Origin of the sequence: Streptosporangium saharense, assembly GCF_014203715.1 — a bacterium.
In the GTDB taxonomy this organism is placed as follows: domain Bacteria; phylum Actinomycetota; class Actinomycetes; order Streptosporangiales; family Streptosporangiaceae; genus Streptosporangium; species Streptosporangium saharense.
In genome coordinates this window covers 936,601-952,523 of sequence record NZ_JACHJP010000002.1, presented here as the reverse complement: position 1 = coordinate 952,523, position 15,923 = coordinate 936,601, and the positions used below count along the sequence as shown (strand labels likewise).

Below are 15,923 nucleotides of genomic sequence, written 5' to 3'. Positions count from 1 at the left end.
GGGAAAGATGGGTGGTCTCCGGGTGTGGAAAGGCACTTCCGGGGAGAGGGGAGGGCGGGGCGCACGCCCTCCCACGGGGTCAGGTCCGGGTCAGCCGACCTGGACGTCGACGCAGTTGTAGAAGGCGTTCACGGTGTCGGCGACGTTCCAGACGGCGAGGATCTTGTGGCGACCGCCGGGAAGACCGCTGATGGTGTGTGAGATGTTCGACGGCGGCTGGGTGTTGCCCTGGTTGAAGGTCTTGAACAGGGCACCGTCGACGTAGTACTGCCAGGTGCTGGTCCGGTGCGCGGCGGTCAGCCGCCACTGGAAGGTGACCGTGCTGGAGACGGACGTCGTGGGCCAGCCCTTGCCCTCGTTGTCGAGGACACGCCATCCGCTGCCGCCGCTGCACTGCTTCGAGCCCTTGGGGGCCTCGACGCTCTGCGGCTCGTACTCGAGTCCACCGCATCCGGTGACCCGCCTGCTGGCGCACATGTCCTGCCTGCTGGGCGGGGAGGTGATCCAGCCGTGGGCGCTCGCCGGGGCCGCGGTGGTCAGGACCACCGTCAGGGGTACGGCAAGCAGCACGGACAGGGCGGTGATCAGGCGCTGCCTGATGCTCATCTTGGGCTCCTTTCAGCCGACGCGCCCGGGGGGTTGTGGCGCGCGCCGTCGGTGCCTTCGGGGGGTGTACGGCGTCGCCAGGGGCGGTGACGCCGTCGGCAGCATAACTCGATCCATGCCTAACTGTTAAGATTCTTGTCAGTTAAGTTTGTTTGTTGTTTCACCGCCAGGGCCCTTCCCAGGACGGCGGGCGCCTCGGCGAGAGAGGGTCCGTACCAGGTCAGATGGCGTCCGCTGACGAGCGCGGTGGGCACCCCGGGGAAGAACCCGGGGCCGTCCTCAGGACCGAAACGGTATGGCTCGTCGGGCAGCACCACGAGGTCGGCGCCCGCCGCGAGCAGCTCGGGCAGGCCGACCCTCGGGTAGCGCTCGGGATGCCCGGCGTAGAGGTTGCCGACGCCGAGCCGAAGCAGCAGGTCCCCGGCGAAGGTGTCGCGCCCCAGGACCATCCAGGGCTTGCGCCAGACGGGCACGACCGCCCGCCGTACGACGGGAGAGGGCGGCACCGCCCGCCAGGCGCGCTCCGCCTCGGCCAGCCAGGGCGGCTCCGGCAGGCCGCAGGCCAGGGCGAACATCCGGCGCAGCGAGACGAACGCCTCGTCGAGCGTGCGCACCCTCGTCACCCAGACCGGCACCCCCGCCTCCCGGAGCGCGTCCAGGTCGGCGGGCCGGTTCTCCTCCTCGTTGGCCAGCACCAGGTCGGGCCCGAGCGCGACGATCGCGGCCACGTCGGGGTTCTTGGTGCCGCCGATCCGCGTCACGTCGAGGTCCGTGGGCCGCTCGCACCAGGCGGTCGCCCCCACCAGCAGCCCGGGGGCCGTCGCGGCGAGCGACTCGGTGAGGGAGGGAACCAGCGAGACCACGCGGTGCACGGTCTCGCGCGGCACGAAGGGGGTGCCGAGGTCGTCGGTCGTCATGGAGGTCCTTTCCAGGGCGCTCACCGGAAGTCGCGCCCGGATCCCGGAAGGCGGGATCCGGGCGCGTCCTGTCAGGTGCCTGTCAGGGCCGAGGGTACCGAGACCGCCGGTGTCCCCTCCTGGTTGTGCCTCGTAGCCCAGGAGGTCAACGCCGTACGGCAGGCGTGGTCCAGATGCCGCAGCCCCGACAGTTCCAGCTCGATGTGCCGGTCGCGGGGCAGCGCCTCCAGGGTGTCGAGCATCTTGGGCAGCCGCAGGAAGGTGGCGTTGCCGCTGAGCGTGACCCTGATCGGCCCGTCGGGAGCGCCGTCGTCCACCTCAAGGTGGACGTGGGAGGTCTCCCAGGCCGTCTTGACCACCGCCATGAGCAGCCCGAGCAGCACCCCCTCGAACAGGTTGAGGGTGACCACCGCGACCGCCGTGCACACCAGGATCACCGCCTCGCCCCGGTGCCGCCGCCACAGCGAGAGCAGCTGCGCCTTCGGGATGAGCTTCCAGCCGGTGTGCACCAGGACGCCCGCGAGCGCGGCCAGCGGGATGACCTCAAGGGCCGCGGGCAGCAGGGCGGCGAACAGCAGCAGCCACAGCCCGTGCAGCACGCGGGAGGCCTTGGTCCGCGCGCCCGCCTGGACGTTGGCCGAGCTGCGCACGATCACGGCCGTCATCGGCAGCGCCCCGAGCGCGCCACAGATGGCGTTGCCCGCTCCCTGGGCCATCAGCTCCTTGTCGTACTCGGTGCGGGGACCGTCGTGCATGCGGTCCACCGCCGCCGCGCTGAACAGGCTCTCGGCCGAGGAGATCAGGGTGAACGCCACGATGGTGCCGAGGAAGCCGAGTTCGGCGAGCCGCGCCAGGTCGTCGAGGCCGGGCGCCCTGACCGCGTCGAGCAGGCCGTTCACCTCCAGCCTGGCCACCGGCAGGCCGAGGAACCAGACGGCCGCGGTGGCCAGCGCGACCGCGGCGAGCGGCGCGGGGACCACCCTGACCCTCGCGGGCAGCCGCGGCCACAGCGCGAGCAGCGCGACGGTGCCCACGCCGACGGCCAGGGCGGCCAGGACGGTGGGTGAGGCCAGGGAGCCGACGGCCAGCGCGGGCAGGCCCGCGAGCTTGCCGAGGCCGGAGCCCGGGGCCGTGACCCCGGCCATCGCGTACAGCTGCCCGGCGATGATGGTCAGCCCGATCCCGGCGAGCATCCCCTCGACGACGGCGATGGAGATGGCGCGGAACCAGCGGCCGAAGCGCAGCGCCCCGAGCAGCAGTTGCAGCAGCCCGGCCGCCAGGACGAGCGTGCCGAGGGCGGGCAGGCCGTACAGCCGCACCGCCTCGAAGACCAGGACGGTCAGGCCCGCGGCCGGACCGCTGACCTGCAGGCTGCTGCCCGGCAGCAGCCCGGTGACCAGGCCGCCGACGATCCCGGTGATCAGTCCCAGCTCGGCGGGCACGCCGGAGGCGACGGCGACGCCGACGCACAGCGGCAGGGCGACGAGGAAGACGACGACGGAGGCGGCGAGGTCGTGACGCAGTGTGGGCGGGAAGGCGAGGTTTCTTCGCAGCATGTCGGTCACCGTCACAGGGGGAGGAACGTGTCGTGGCCGGGACGGTGGGCGAACACCATGCCCGTGTGCACCTCGTAGAACCAGCCGTGCAACCGCACGTCGCCCTCCTCGATCCGCCGCCGCACCGAGGGGTAGGCGTGCAGCCGGTCGAGCTGGGCCAGGATGTGCTGCTTCGTCGCCGATCCGAGGTCGGTCCGCTCGTCGCCGAGGGAGTCGGCGGCGTGGGCCAGCCAGCCGCCCATGGCGGGGACGGCGGCCAGGTCGTCACGGCGGACCACGGCGCCGACCGCGGCGCAGTGGGAGTGCCCGCAGACCACGACGTCGCCGATGCCCAGGGTCTCGATCGCGAACTCGATGGTCGCGACCTCACCCGAGGGGCGGTCGAGGTCGTAGCGGGGCACGATGCCGCCCGCGGTGCGCAGCTCGAACAGCTCGCCGGGGCGCGCCCCGGTGATCAGGGCCGGGACGACACGGGAGTCGGAGCAGGTGATGAACAGCGCGAGCGGGGCCTGACCGGCGGCGTGCCGGTCGAGGCGCTCCCCGGAGCCCGCGGCGCGGGCGGGGAAGGAACGGGCGTGCTCGATGAATGCGTGCATGCGAAAGGCCTTTCGGACAGTCGTAGCTACGGACACGTCGGTTGAGCGGAGGTGGTCGCGAGGACCGGGGAACCGGGCGTGCCCGAGGGCACGCGGGACACACAGACGTCCGGTGCTCGCGAACGGCGGTGCGGGCCCGTCGGCCGGTTCACTCGCCCGGTCGGAGGGGAGAGGGAACCGGGCTCGCTCTCCTGACGCGCTCCGGCCGGTCAGGCGCGGAGGACGGCAGGGGAGAACGGGCGAGGGACGGGTTCCGCCTTCCTCGCCGGATGGATCGAGCGGGGCGTTTCGCACCGCGTCGCCGTCTCGCACGGCCCCGGCTCACACCTCACACGTCCGCGCCCGTCCTGACGGGGCGGCGGCGGGGAAGGAAGGTGGGGCGGGCACGCGCGGGACGGCGGGCCCTGTCAGCAGCGGAACACCTGCAGCCGGGCCTGTGAGGGAGCCGCGACGGCGGCTTCGCGCCGCCCTGCTCCCGGACGGGAGGCGGTGGCCGACGCCGACGCACCCGTCGCCGGGAGCGTCGAGGCCGTCGCCGCGCACGGGTGCCGTCGGCCGTGCGGGGACAGACACTGCGGGCAGGTGCCCCCGCTCCACCGCGCGGGCGCCTGGTTGCGGCAGCCGCGGGCGGACGGTTCCGTGCCGCCCTGGTCGGGGTTCGGCTCGGCCTCCCGGCCCGGGGCCCTGGAGGCGGCGGCGGGGACGACGGCGGAGGCGGCCGAGGGAGCGGCGGAGGCCCTGACGGCCCGCGCCGTGCCGCCAGAGGCGGTGATGGTCATGAAGGCGGACACGGCACTCGGCGGCGCCGTCCTGCGGTCGCCGTCAGGAGCGACGACGATGTTCGTCAACAGGAAGGCGGTCACCACGGCCATGATCCAGGCGGGCACGTGACGCGCCACGACAAACCTCCATGACATTACCGTTATCACCGCTGAGACGACTTTCACCGCAAATGCTAATCGACAGAACGAGGCGTTCCCACGATTCACCGCAGGCATAATTCCGTGACCGACTGGTTACGCTGAGCGTAACCAAGAATGTCCGGGATGTTCGGAGGAAACGGGGTCCGGGTGGGGAAGTGGGGCACTGTCCGAGATAAAAGACGAGGTCTGCTCATCTCTATCGGCGTTTCGCGGCCCCATACCCCCTGGGAGTTCCCCCCGAAGGGCAACGGTTGTTCACCTTCTTCCCCCTCTTTGTCGCCGCCCATTTCCCCGGTGATTCCCCCGACGGCCTCCGTCCACCGTCCTTTTCCCCGGTACGGCGGGCGTCATGTGATAGAAATCACACACCACGCCGCCCGAAAAAGACGCACATATATGGCGCTTAACCAGCACTTATAGCCTTTTAAGCCCTTCCATAGGGAGAAGCGTGTAAAGAGGCATTTGGTGTTTTTGTCAGACGGTTCCGGTGGTTCCGGCGGGGGCGGGTGGCCCGGGCGCGAAAGTGTCGGTGGGGCTGGCTAGTGTCCCCGCCGTGGATCACTGGGAAGAGATCAGGAAACTGGTCGAGGAAAGACGCGCCGACCGGATCGCCGGGCGGATCACGACGCTGGACGCGGCGGCCCGCAAGGAGGTCGCGTCCCGGCTGCCCGGCCTGCTGAAGGAGCTGCGGGGCCGCTCCGACCGGTGGGACGACTCCCTGGTCCGCCGTGGAAGCGCGCTGCGGGTCGCGGGCGCGGGCACCCTCGGCGGCGCCGCGGCCGTCGCCTCCTGGCTCTACCGGCGCGACTTCGCCCCGCAGTGGGCGGGTCCCGACAACGACGTGAACCTCGTCCTCGCGGTGATCGCCGACCGGCCCGCCGCCTGGCGCGCCGACCTGGCGGAACGGCTCGCGCTGCGCACCCGCGCCGCCGACGACCGGGGCATGACGCTCGCCCTGACCCTGCTGCGCGAGACCGGCGTCGAGCCACCGGCGCACGACCCGCTGGCCGCGGGCTGGGTGAGCCGCCGCCCGGCACGCCTGGCCGCCGACCCGCTGCTCGGCCACCTGCTGCCCCGCCTCTTCGAGGCCCAGGGCGTCGGCCGGGCCCTGCGGGGCGAGCGGAACCCGCGCGAGGGCTGGCTGGCCGCGCTGACCGGCCTCGCCGAGACCGGCAGGGTGGAGCGTGAGACCCTGGTCGAGGGCTGCCTGCGCCGCTTCCTGCTCGGCGGCACGGCGAACGACCTGCGCTTCTTCGTCAACCTGCACGAGGCGCTCGACCCCTCGCCCGAGGAGGCCGCCCGCCACGCTGACGACTACCTGCGCCTGCTCGCAGCCTCCCCAGGACCGGTCGCCACGCTCGCCGTACGGCGCCTGCGCGGGTGCGACCTCGCCGCCGCCGACCTCGCCGAGGCGTGGGACTGCCTGCTGTTCCGCCAGGAGCGCACGCTGGTGCGCGCCGGGCTGGCGTGGCTCGACCGTTCCGTACGGCGCGACCCCGCCCTGGCCGCCGTGATCGCCGCGCCGCTCGCCCGCGCCTTCGCCGCCGAGTCCGTCGAGATCCAGGTCAAGGCCGTCGAGCTGGCCCTGGCCCACGCCGCCGCCATGGGCGAGGAGGGACGCGCCGTCGTGCGCGAGGCGGCGGCCCAGCTCGCCCCCCACCTGGCGGAACGGGCCGTCGCCGCGCTCGGGGACACCCCCGGCGACGGCGAGGCCCCCGTGTTCGCGGTGTTCGCGCCGCCGCCGCTGCCCGAGCCACGGGAACGTTCCCGCGCCCTGCAGCCCCCGCCCGCCTCCGCCGGGGAGCTGGCCGACCTGCTGGAATGGCGGGACGACTCCTGGCAGTCGTGGGAACGGCTGCTCGCCGGGTTCGTCACCCTCGTCGTCAAGGACCGGGAGGCGGTGACGGCGGCGCTGCGCCCCTGGCTGCTCGGCGACTCTATCTGGCCGAGCCGGGGGGAGACCTGGGAACGGCGGGCGAGCCGGCCGCCCTGGCTGTTCGGCGAGTCCGCCTGGCCCCACCAGGGGGAGACCTGGGAGCGGACCGACCAGTGGCTCTGGGGTGCCGTCCGCGCGCTGGTCACGGCCGCCTCGGGCAAAGGCTTCTGCCGGACCCTCATGCCCTCGACGGACCTGCCCGCTCCGCACCGCCTCCTGCTGCACCGCGCGGCCGAGGTCATGCTGGCCGTAGGGGAGAACACCCTGCCGCCGCTGCTGCTGGCCACGCCGACGCACGACACGGGACACGTGGCGGCGGCCGAGCTGGTCAGGCGGATGGAGGTCGTCGAGGCCGCCGGGGCCAGACCGCTCGCCGCCGACCTGCAGCAGGCGCTGCTGCGGCTGCCCCGCGACCCGGACTCCGAGGCCGCGGCCCGGGCGGCCAGGCTGACATCCCCCGCGGGCGCCATCCTCGCCGCGTGGACCCGCCCCGAGGCCGAGGTCACGTTCGACCGGCCGCGGGAGCAGGGCGAGCCGGGCCCGACGCCGGTGATCACGGCCGCGACCACCGGCCTGCCGCTGGCCGACCTGATGTTCCGCGCCTCCCGGCGCCGGGACGGGGACGGCCACCTGGACTGGTGGCCCTCGACGCTGCCCTCGCACCGCGAGGTCGCCGCCGCGCACCTCGTGCCGTACGCGCTCGTGGGCTCCTGGGGCACCAGGACCGTCAGGCTTGAGCAGGCCCGTGACCTCGTCAGGGCGGAGGGGCCGGTGGGGGAGGCCTTCTCCACCGTGCTCGCCCGGACCCTCGGCGATCCTCGCACGTCGGAGGCGGCCGACGTGCTCGTCGAGGCCGCCGCGCGGGACGGGCTGCCCGTCGCCGAGATCGGCAGTCAGGCCGGGGTCCTGGTGGCCGCGGGCCGGATCAAGGTGGCCGACCTGACCGCCACGCTCGACACGGCGGCCAGGCTGGGCGCCCACGAGAGCGTGTGGCGGATCGCCGCCGCCGCGCTGCCCACGCTGCTGCCCGCCCCCGGCGAGCGCTCGCGCACCGGTCTGGCCGGGTTCGTCACGCTCGCCGCCACGGTCGCCGGATGGTGCGGCGCGCGCGGCGAGATCCCCGAGGTGCGCGACCTGGCGGCCCGCAGGGGCGGCAGCGGCCTGCTCCGCGAGGTCCGAGCCCTGCACGACCTGCTCACCGTCGGCCCCGCCGAGAAGGAATGATCATGGGATCCGAACACTGGCGCTCCCGGCACGAGGAGGGGCGCGGCATGCGGGCGGCGGTCGGCGACCTCGTCCGCGCCGCCGCCGAACCCGGCTGGTCACGGCTCGTCGCCCGCCACGCCCAGGTCGGCGCGCACACGCGGACCACCGTCCTGCGCGACGGCCACGAGATCACCACGGATGACCTCGCCGAGGATCTCGCCACGCCGTTCCAGCGGCTGCGTGAGCTGTCCCACCGGGCGGGGGAGGGCACCTGGCTCACCTGCGAGCTGGCGTTCGTCCCGGGCAGCAGGGGCTACACCGGCCAGGTCGACCCCCACGTGAGGCCCTTCGAGCACGTGCCCGCGGAGGCGGCGCTGACGGAGCTGACCCTGTTCCCCCGCGACGAGCCGCCCGGCTGGCTGCTGGACGCGCTGCCGACCGCTCCGCCCCTCGGGCTCCCCGTCTCCTACGGCGGCGACTACGACCGCTGGCGCCGTAACGAACCCCCGCCGCCCTCCCTGCCGATCACCGGCGAGCTGTCCTACCTCCCCGAGGCCACCATGACGGCCCGCGCCTTCGAGCACTCCTGGGAGTACGGCCAGCCGACGGTCTTCCTGCTGGAGAGGCCGGGAGACCCACAGGCGGGGCACCTGCTGTTCTCCCACCACAGGAAGACCTTCTGGATGTCGCGCCACGGCATGCGCGGCAGCGGGGAGGGCCTGCGGGCGGTCACTCTGGACGACCGGACGCTCCGGCTGGAGCTGTCCCCGCGCACGGCCGACACGCTGGAGACCGAGACCGCCTTCGAGATCCACCTCGACCTGCCCGAGGAGACCGTCGGCGACCTGCGCACCGCCCTGTCCGCCGTCCTGCGGGCCGTCACCCCGGCGCCCGACCTGAGCGGCCTGTGACGGGCGTCAGGGGATGATGGACACCTCGGGGAAGCGGGCGTCGGGGGCCTCGAACAGCGGGGTCGTCCTCTTGCGCAGGTGCAGGTCGAAGAAGGCCGTGACGTAGGCCCGCTGGGCGGAGACGGACCTGACCGGATCGATCGTGCCGACGAAGTCGGCGACGGGCACCTTCGGCACCGTCTCCGCGATCTTCGGCAGCAGCGCCTGCAGGTCGGTGAACGAGCCGTGCGCCGCCCCCTTGAACCGCAGCTCCCGCTTCCAGCCGGTCGAGGCGTTCCAGAAGGTCTTCCAGCTCGGCTCGCTCTCCCGGGTGTGCGTCTCGGCCGCGAGCTGCAGGAACGGCCTCGCCACGCCGCTCTTCGCGACCGGGCCGACGTAGCCGCCGTCGAGGTTGACACCCGCGTCCACGCGCGGGTCGTCGTGGACGAGCTGCGCCGCCACCGACCCGCCGAGAGACTGGCCGAGCGCCCCGATCCGGGTCAGGTCGGGCGCGCCACGCAGCCCCTCGGGCAGCCGCGTGCTCTTTTCCCCGGTGTTGTCGAGGTCGCCGCCGCGTCCCAGGGCGGTGATCCGGTCCAGGACGAACCGCATGTCCGCGAGGCGTGCCCGTGAGTGCCGGTCGAGCAGCCTGGCGATGACGCGCGGGGTCAGCTTCGCGGGCAGCGGCAGGGCGCGCACGACCCGCCCACCCGGGAACTCCACCTGGTCGGCCTCGTAGGTGTGGTCCACGGTGACGACCAGATACCCCTGGGAGGCCAGGTCCTCAACCACGGCGGTGCCGAGCGTGCGCGGCCCGCCGTCCCCCGAGCCGAACAGCACGACGGGCAGCTTGCCCGCCCGGGGATCGACCGGCGCGCCGAGCCGGGCGTGGGTGGGCGTCGCGGCCCAGTCGACAGCGCCCTTCGGGATGCCCATGGGCGGCGCGGAGTGACGGTCCCAGTCGGCCGCGGCCAGCGGCGCCATGTGCGGGGCCGTCTGACCGCTCTGCTTGGCCGGGTACCACAGGCTGACCATCAGCTCCCGGTAGGGCTTCTTCTTGACCAGCGGGTCGGGACGCGACCGGTCGACCAGCCGCACCGCGAAGGTGCCGACGCCGTACGGCCCGGCGGGCGCGGGCAGGGTCACCGTGACGCCGCTCCCCCCGGAGGCCCGCTGGGCGGAGGCCGGGGCGGCCACGGTGTTCACGGTGACGACGGCCAGCGCCAGCCCGGCGACCGCCGCGGTGATCTTTCCGAAGGACATGGTGGGACTCCTCGTGAGCTGTGAATTCCTGTGCCCGACGAGGCTGCCAGCGCCGTACGGCCCCGGCCCAGCGGCATACGGCTGATCCACACCTGCGACTTTCGGGTGAGGCGCCGAAACGCTCATCCCTGAGAAGGATGGGGAGCGAACCCGCAGGCCAACTAGGGTGAACCCCATGAAACCGACCACCCGGCACCGCGCGCTGAGCGGTCGAAACGGTCGCCGGGGCGGCGAGGGCGTCGGTATGACGGGTATCGCGCGACGAGCGGTACGAAACGAGGCGGCCATCGGCACGGCGGGCACCGCGCGGTGAGCGGCATGGGGCGAGGCGATCACCCGGGCGGCGGGTACCGCGTGATGAGCGGCGTGAGGCGCCGCGATGACCGCCCGGCGGCCGGGCTCATGGGTCTGGCCCGGTGGTCGCCCCTGCCCGTGGACGCGTTGCTGGCGGCCGTGATCTTTCTCGTCACGCTCGGGCCGGGTCAGGTGCTGCCACGGGGAGAGCCGGGGCCGTTGCTGCTCCAGGTGGCCCTGACAATGCCGCTGGTGTGGCGGCGCCGCGCGCCGCTGACGGTCTTCTGCGTCGTCGGTGCCGCGGCGGCGGTCCAGTGGGCCGCCGACGTGCAGCTTCCCGCGGACGCCGCGCTGCTGGTCGCCCTCTACACCGTCGGCGCCCACCGCCCGTTGCGCCCCGCGCTGGCGGCGGCCCTCGCCCTGGAGGCCGGGGTGGTGCTGGCCGCGGCGCGCTGGGCGCCACCTGGCCAGTTCCCGTTCTCGGTGGCCGCGCTGACCGCGATGGCCGCCGCGGCCCTCACCACGGGCCTGTGGACCCGGGCGCGACTGGCCCACGTCGCCTCGCTGGAGCACGACAGGGAGCAGCGGGCGCGGCTCGCGGTCGCCGAGGAGCGCGCCAGAATGACCCGCGACATGCACGACATCGTCACCCACAACCTGTCGGTCATGGTGGCCCTGGCCGACAGCGCCGCCCACGTACGGCACCGCGCCCCCGAACGGGCGGCCGACGTGATGGAGCAGGTCGCCGACATCGGACGGCGGGCCCTTGAGGACATGCGCCGCTCCCTCAACGCGGAGGGCCCCAGTGGACTCAGCGCGGACGAACCCGGCGACGCCCCGCTCCACCCGGCGCCGGGGATCGCCCAACTCGGCCCGCTGGCCGACCGGATGCGCGCGGCCGGGCTGCCGACCCGCCTGCGGGTGGCCGGTGACCCCGAGCTGGTCCCCGCCGCCGCCCAGCTCACCATCTACCGGCTGGCCCAGGAGGCGCTGACGAACACGCTCAGGCACGCGCCGGGCGCGAGGGCCGAGGTGCGCGTCCACCTGACCCCGCGCCGCGCCGAGGTGGAGGTCACCGACGACGGCCGCCCCGGACGCCCCGACCGTACGGCCAAGGCGAGTCCGGGGCGGGGCCTGACCGGGATGCGCGAGCGCGTCGCCGTACACGACGGGACCCTGGACGCCGGGCCCGCGCGCGGCGGAGGCTGGCGGGTGGCGGCGAGCCTGAACCTGGACGGTGAGGAGACGCCGTGACGATCCGGCTGCTGATCGCCGACGACGAGTCGCTGCTGCGCCTGGCCTTCCGCATGGTCCTGGAGGCCGAACCGGACATGGAGGTGGCCGGTGAGGCGGGTGAGGGCGAGGAGGCCGCCGCGATGGCCAGGCGGCTGCGTCCCGACGTGGTGCTGATGGACGTGCGCATGCCCGGTCTCGACGGCATCGAGGCCACCCGCAGGATCGTCAGGGACTGCCCCCGCTCACGCGTGCTGATCCTGACCACCTTCGACCTGGACGAGTACGCCTTCGCCGGGCTGAAGGCCGGGGCCGCGGGCTTCCTGCCGAAGAACACCCGCCCTGTGGAGTTGCTGTCGGCCATCCGCAACGTCGCGGCGGGCGAGGCCGTACTGTCCCCGAGGGTCACCCGCCGCCTGCTGGAGAGGTTCGCCTCCCAGCTCACCCCGGGCGCGCCCGAGCGTGACGAACGGCTGGCGGAGCTGACCTCCCGGGAGTACGAGGTGCTGGTCCAGGTGGCGCGCGGGCTGTCCAACGCCGAGGCCGCCGTGGCGCTGCACCTGGCAGAGGCGACCGTGAAGACGCACCTCAGCCGCGTCCTGCTGAAGCTCGGGCTGCGCAGCCGCGCGCAGGTCGTGGTCTTCGCCTACGAGAACGGCATCGTCCGCCCCTCCACCTTCGACAGCACCTGAGCGGGAACCCTGGCGCAGGCCAGGTCGGCCTCCATCCTGGCGGCGGTCTCGGTGAGCAGGGGCAGCACCTTCTCGACCAGGACGGCGGGGGAGGCGCGGTCGACGTGGGTGGCGACGTTGACGGCGGCGACGACCCGTCCGTCCCGGCCGCGCACGGGGACGGCGATGGAGCGCACCCCCTCCTCAAGCTCCTGGTCGACCAGGGCGTAACCGTCCTCGGCCGCACGCCGTACGGCTGCGGCGAACCCGGCGGGGGAGGTGACCGTGTCGGGGGTCAGCGGGCGCAGGGAGATCGAGGCCAGCCGCTCGGGAGGCAGGTCGGCCAGCAGCACCCGGCCCATCGAGGTGGCGTAGGCGGGGAAGCGGGTGCCGACCACGATGTCCACCCGCATGATCTTCGTCGTGGGCACCCGGGCCACGTAGACGACGTCGTCGCCGTCGAGCACCGCGACCGACGTCGACTCGTGGACCTGGGCGGCCAGGTCCGCCAGGTGCGGCTGGACGATCTCGCCGAAGGTGAGCCCCGACAGGTGGGCGTAGCCGAGCTCAAGGACTCTGGGCAGCAGGACGGCGCGGGGGCCCTCGGTCCTGGCGTATCCCAGCCGCTCCAGGGTCTGCAGCGCCCGCCCCACGGTGGCCCTGGGCAGCCCGGTCGCCCTGGCGACGTCGGCGGGGGAGAGCCCGCCGGGGATCGTGCCGAGCGCCACGAGCACGGCCAGGCCCCGGGCGAGCGACTGAAGATAGACCGCGCCCAGCTCCTCCTTCGCGGGCCGTGAGACGTCAACGGCCGGGACAGGCGGCGCGGACAGGCCGGGCGGGGGCGTGGCGAGAGCCGCCTCCATCCTGGCGGCCGTCTCCCGCAGCCGGGTCACGGCGTGGTCGCGCAGCCCGGCCATGGTGTGCCTGCTGGTGTGGCTGACCACGCTCAGCGCGCAGACCGACCTACCCCCGGCGTCCCTGACGGGGACCGAGACCGCGATCAGGCCGGGCTCGATGAGCTGGTCATCCTCGGCCCACGGCGCGGCCGGATCGTGGAGGGCGAGCCCCGCCGCGCAGCGGTCGGCGGGCAGCAGGTCCCCGACCCGGAAGGAGACGGAGACGGCGCGCCGCCGGGAGAACTGGCCGAAGAAACGCACCCCGTCCCCGTCCGGTACGGCGAGCGAGACCGACTCGTCCAGCTCCGCGGCGAGCCGTTCCGCGTGCGGGGCGAGGGCATCGCGCAGGCCCGCGCAGGAGAGATAGGCCTCGCCGAGCTCCATCAGGCGCGGGGCGAGCAGCACCTCGCGCTCCTCGGCCCTGAGATAGCCCAGGTGGACGAGGGTGGCCAGGACGCGATCGACAGTCGACCTGGCCAGGCCGGTCGCGCGGACCAGGTCGGTGGCGCGGGTCCGCCGCCACGGCTCCGCGGTCAGCGCGCGCAGCACCCCGAGCCCTCGTTCCAGGGTTCCGGCCGGTTCCATCGATGTCCTCCTCGCCCGTCGCAGGCACTTTGACAGGAACTGCTCCGGCCCGCATACTCGACACACAATAGTGAACTAAAGTTCACTCAGCGAACACTCTCGGGTGGGTGAAACGCACGTGCGGAGAGACAAGGTGGTCGCCACGGCGGCGGACGCGCTGGCCGGGGTCGGCGACGGGGCGTCGTTCGCGGTCGGCGGCTTCGGCCTCAGCGGCATCCCGAACGTGCTGATCCGGGCCCTCTACGACTCCGGGGTGACCGGCGTCTCCGTGGTGTCCAACAACTGCGGCGTCGACGGCGGCGGCCTCGGCCTCCTGCTGGCCGCCCGGCGCATCGCCAGGGTGACCGCCTCCTACATCGGCGAGAACAAGGAGTTCGCCCGGCAGTACCTCGCCGGGGACATCGAGGTCGAACTGACCCCGCAGGGCAGCCTGGCCGAACGGCTGCGCGCGGGTGGCAGCGGCATCCCGGCCTTCTACACCCCCGCCGGAGTCGGCACCCCGATCGCCGACGGCGGCCTTCCGCTGCGTCACGCCCCCGACGGCTCGGTCGCCGTGGCCTCGCCGCCCAAGGAGGTCCGCGAGTTCGACGGCGGGCAGTACGTGCTCGAACGCGGCATCACCACCGACTTCGCGCTGGTCAGAGCCGCCAAGGGAGACAGGCACGGCAACCTGGTCTTCAGCAAGGCCGCCAGGAACTTCAACCCGCTGGCCGCGATGGCCGGGCGCGTCACGATCGCCGAGATCGAGGAGCTGACCGAGCTCGACCCCGACGAGGTCCACCTGCCGGGCGTCTTCGTCCAGCGCGTGCTGGTGCTCACCCCCGAGCAGGCCGCCGACAAGGCCATCGAGAAACGAACCACGTCATGACCTCCGAGGAGCCCCGATGAGCTGGACCCGTGACGAGATGGTCGCGCGGGCGGCGGCAGAGCTGCGCGACGGCGACCATGTCAACCTCGGCATCGGGCTGCCCACCCGCATCCCCTCCTTCCTCCCGCCGGACGTCGAGGTCGTCCTGCACTCGGAGAACGGCATCCTGGGCGTCGGCCCCTACCCCTCCGAGGAAGAGGTGGACCCGGACCTGGTCAACGCGGGCAAGGAGACGGTCACCGTACGGCCCGGCGCGTCCTTCTTCGACTCCGCGCTGTCGTTCGGCATGATCCGTGGCGGCCACATCGACGTGGCGGTGCTCGGGGCGATGCAGGTCTCCGCCCAGGGAGACCTGGCCAACTGGATGGTCCCCGGGAAACTGGTCAAGGGCATGGGCGGGGCGATGGACCTGGTCCACGGCGTCCGCAAGGTCATCGTGATCATGGACCACACCGCCAAGGACGGCTCCCCGAAGCTCGTACGGCGCTGCTCCCTGCCCCTCACCGGCAGGGCCTGCGTCAACCGGATCATCACCGACCTCGGCGTCCTCGACGTCACCCCGGAGGGCCTGAGACTCGTCGAGACCGCCCCCGGCGTGGACATCGAGCACCTGCGGAGCCGTACGGACGCGGATGTCTTGTCTTGATCGTTCTGTGAGGATTCCTCGGTAGGGTTCTCCGCCATGCGTACCCTTTTCGCCGCGTTGACGGCCGGTGTCCTCGTCGGCGCGGTGTTCACCGGGACGGCGGACGCGAGCACGTCCGGCTCCGTCCCCTCGGGCCCCGGGGCCCTGACCCGCAACCCGGTCTACAAGACCGGCAAGTTCGTCTCGCAGACCTGCGAGGAGCCGGCCATGAGGGTCGGTGACGTCGAGACCCTCCAGACCTACGCCGACGACGTCTCGGCCTGTCTCAACCGGGCCTGGAGCGCCCAGCTCAAGCGGGCCGGGATCCCGTTCCGCACGCCGAAGGTGGCGGTCGGCTACGGGGACAGCGTCAGGACCGCCTGCGGCGTCTACCGCCCCACCGAGGTCTTCGGCCTGTACTGCCACCGCAACAGGACCGTCTACCTGCTGGCCAACGAGTACGGCATGGCCGACGTGATCCAGTCGTCGGAGATGCTGGAGAGCCTCTCCATCGCCTACGCCTACCACGTCCAGAACCTGATCGGCGTTCTCGCCGAGGGGGACCGGGTCATCAGGAGGTCGTCCAGGTCCGCGGCGCTCGCGATGAGCAGCAGGACGGCCCTGCAGAACATCTGCTTCACCGGGGCCTTCGTCGGCAGCGTCTGGGAGTCGCTGGAGAACCTCAAGGCACGCGGCGTCGAGTCCTTCCTCAACGAGCACACCATGGAGGGCGACACCCCGGGCCTGGGGACGAACAAGAACCGCCTCTACTGGCTGCGCCGAGGCTTCGAAGCCCGGTCCCCCGCCGTCTGCAACACCTTCACCGCCCCCCGGACCAAGGTGGCCTAACCCTGCTTG

At 73.1% G+C, this 15,923-nt stretch carries 14 protein-coding genes; 7 read left to right on the top strand and 7 right to left on the bottom strand.

All coding sequences use genetic code 11. The annotated features are described in order from the left end of the window. Nucleotides 1–90: 90 nt before the first annotated feature. The 5 genes from FHS44_RS13250 to FHS44_RS13230 form a co-directional block, all read right to left on the bottom strand. On the bottom strand, nt 91–606 hold the full coding sequence (locus FHS44_RS13250; protein ID WP_184714265.1) for a lytic polysaccharide monooxygenase auxiliary activity family 9 protein: 516 nt from the start codon (nt 604–606) through the stop codon (nt 91–93). 119 nt (nt 607–725) lie between these two features. Next, nucleotides 726–1,523 (bottom strand): helical backbone metal receptor, encoded by a 798-nt coding sequence (locus FHS44_RS13245; protein WP_184714264.1) that lies wholly within the window; start codon nt 1,521–1,523, stop codon nt 726–728. Between the two features lie 71 nt (nt 1,524–1,594). Continuing rightward, nucleotides 1,595–3,079, bottom strand: coding sequence for a SulP family inorganic anion transporter (locus FHS44_RS13240; RefSeq protein WP_184714263.1), 1,485 nt, complete (start codon nt 3,077–3,079; stop codon nt 1,595–1,597). Between the two features lie 11 nt (nt 3,080–3,090). Beyond that, nucleotides 3,091–3,675, bottom strand: coding sequence for a carbonic anhydrase (locus tag FHS44_RS13235; RefSeq protein ID WP_184714262.1), 585 nt, complete (start codon nt 3,673–3,675; stop codon nt 3,091–3,093). Between the two features lie 407 nt (nt 3,676–4,082). Continuing rightward, a complete protein-coding gene (locus FHS44_RS13230) occupies nt 4,083–4,574 on the bottom strand; it encodes a hypothetical protein (protein WP_184714261.1) in 492 nt (163 codons plus the stop codon). Nucleotides 4,575–5,151: 577 nt separating this feature from the next. On the opposite strand from FHS44_RS13230, the gene FHS44_RS13225 reads away from it, so the two are divergent. Both FHS44_RS13225 and FHS44_RS13220 read left to right on the top strand, forming a co-directional pair. Beyond that, complete coding sequence (locus tag FHS44_RS13225; RefSeq protein WP_184714260.1) at nt 5,152–7,758, top strand: DUF7824 domain-containing protein; 2,607 nt, start codon at nt 5,152–5,154, stop codon at nt 7,756–7,758. Between the two features lie 2 nt (nt 7,759–7,760). Further along, entirely contained in the window at nt 7,761–8,651 is an 891-nt protein-coding gene (locus tag FHS44_RS13220; protein ID WP_184714259.1) for a hypothetical protein, read from the top strand. 6 nt (nt 8,652–8,657) lie between these two features. Here the strand turns inward: FHS44_RS13220 and FHS44_RS13215 are convergent, their stop codons facing one another. After that, a complete protein-coding gene (locus tag FHS44_RS13215; RefSeq protein ID WP_184714258.1) occupies nt 8,658–9,893 on the bottom strand; it encodes an alpha/beta hydrolase family protein in 1,236 nt (411 codons plus the stop codon). Nucleotides 9,894–10,259: 366 nt separating this feature from the next. Here FHS44_RS13215 and FHS44_RS13210 point away from each other — a divergent pair, with 366 nt between their 5' ends. Together FHS44_RS13210 and FHS44_RS13205 are read left to right on the top strand one after the other, a co-directional pair. After that, entirely contained in the window at nt 10,260–11,441 is a 1,182-nt protein-coding gene (locus tag FHS44_RS13210; RefSeq protein ID WP_312863637.1) for a sensor histidine kinase, read from the top strand. Further along, nucleotides 11,438–12,112: a response regulator gene (locus tag FHS44_RS13205; protein WP_184714257.1), complete on the top strand. Its 675-nt coding sequence runs from the start codon at nt 11,438–11,440 to the stop codon at nt 12,110–12,112. The genes FHS44_RS13210 and FHS44_RS13205 overlap by 4 nt, the downstream gene beginning before the upstream one ends. Here the strand turns inward: FHS44_RS13205 and FHS44_RS42320 are convergent. Next, nucleotides 12,067–13,572 carry an IclR family transcriptional regulator domain-containing protein gene (locus FHS44_RS42320; protein WP_184714256.1) on the bottom strand — a complete coding sequence of 502 codons (1,506 nt, stop codon included), beginning with the start codon at nt 13,570–13,572 and terminating at the stop codon, nt 12,067–12,069. The genes FHS44_RS13205 and FHS44_RS42320 overlap by 46 nt on opposite strands. A gap of 118 nt (nt 13,573–13,690) precedes the next feature. Here FHS44_RS42320 and FHS44_RS13195 point away from each other — a divergent pair, with 118 nt between their 5' ends. Genes FHS44_RS13195 through FHS44_RS13185 form a run of 3 tightly spaced genes read left to right on the top strand, consistent with a single transcriptional unit; the run spans nt 13,691 to nt 15,914 of the window. Further along, nucleotides 13,691–14,440: a CoA transferase subunit A gene (locus FHS44_RS13195; RefSeq protein WP_184714255.1), complete on the top strand. Its 750-nt coding sequence runs from the start codon at nt 13,691–13,693 to the stop codon at nt 14,438–14,440. A gap of 16 nt (nt 14,441–14,456) precedes the next feature. Beyond that, nucleotides 14,457–15,086, top strand: a complete 630-nt coding sequence (locus FHS44_RS13190) for a CoA transferase subunit B (RefSeq protein ID WP_184714254.1) — start codon at nt 14,457–14,459, stop codon at nt 15,084–15,086. Between the two features lie 36 nt (nt 15,087–15,122). Next, a complete protein-coding gene (locus FHS44_RS13185; protein WP_184714253.1) occupies nt 15,123–15,914 on the top strand; it encodes a neutral zinc metallopeptidase in 792 nt (263 codons plus the stop codon). Nucleotides 15,915–15,923: the final 9 nt, after the last annotated feature.

What these genes read in the sequence shown, in the direction of transcription:
- FHS44_RS13250 (WP_184714265.1), bottom strand. Translation starts at nt 606, where the DNA reads ATGAGCATCAGGCAGCGCCTGATCACCGCCCTGTCCGTGCTGCTTGCC.
- FHS44_RS13245 (WP_184714264.1), bottom strand. Translation starts at nt 1,523, where the DNA reads ATGACGACCGACGACCTCGGCACCCCCTTCGTGCCGCGCGAGACCGTG.
- FHS44_RS13240 (WP_184714263.1), bottom strand. Translation starts at nt 3,079, where the DNA reads ATGCTGCGAAGAAACCTCGCCTTCCCGCCCACACTGCGTCACGACCTC.
- FHS44_RS13235 (WP_184714262.1), bottom strand. Translation starts at nt 3,675, where the DNA reads ATGCACGCATTCATCGAGCACGCCCGTTCCTTCCCCGCCCGCGCCGCG.
- FHS44_RS13220 (WP_184714259.1), top strand. Translation starts at nt 7,761, where the DNA reads ATGGGATCCGAACACTGGCGCTCCCGGCACGAGGAGGGGCGCGGCATG.
- FHS44_RS13215 (WP_184714258.1), bottom strand. Translation starts at nt 9,893, where the DNA reads ATGTCCTTCGGAAAGATCACCGCGGCGGTCGCCGGGCTGGCGCTGGCC.
- FHS44_RS42320 (WP_184714256.1), bottom strand. Translation starts at nt 13,572, where the DNA reads ATGGAACCGGCCGGAACCCTGGAACGAGGGCTCGGGGTGCTGCGCGCG.
- FHS44_RS13190 (WP_184714254.1), top strand. Translation starts at nt 14,457, where the DNA reads ATGAGCTGGACCCGTGACGAGATGGTCGCGCGGGCGGCGGCAGAGCTG.
- FHS44_RS13185 (WP_184714253.1), top strand. Translation starts at nt 15,123, where the DNA reads ATGCGTACCCTTTTCGCCGCGTTGACGGCCGGTGTCCTCGTCGGCGCG.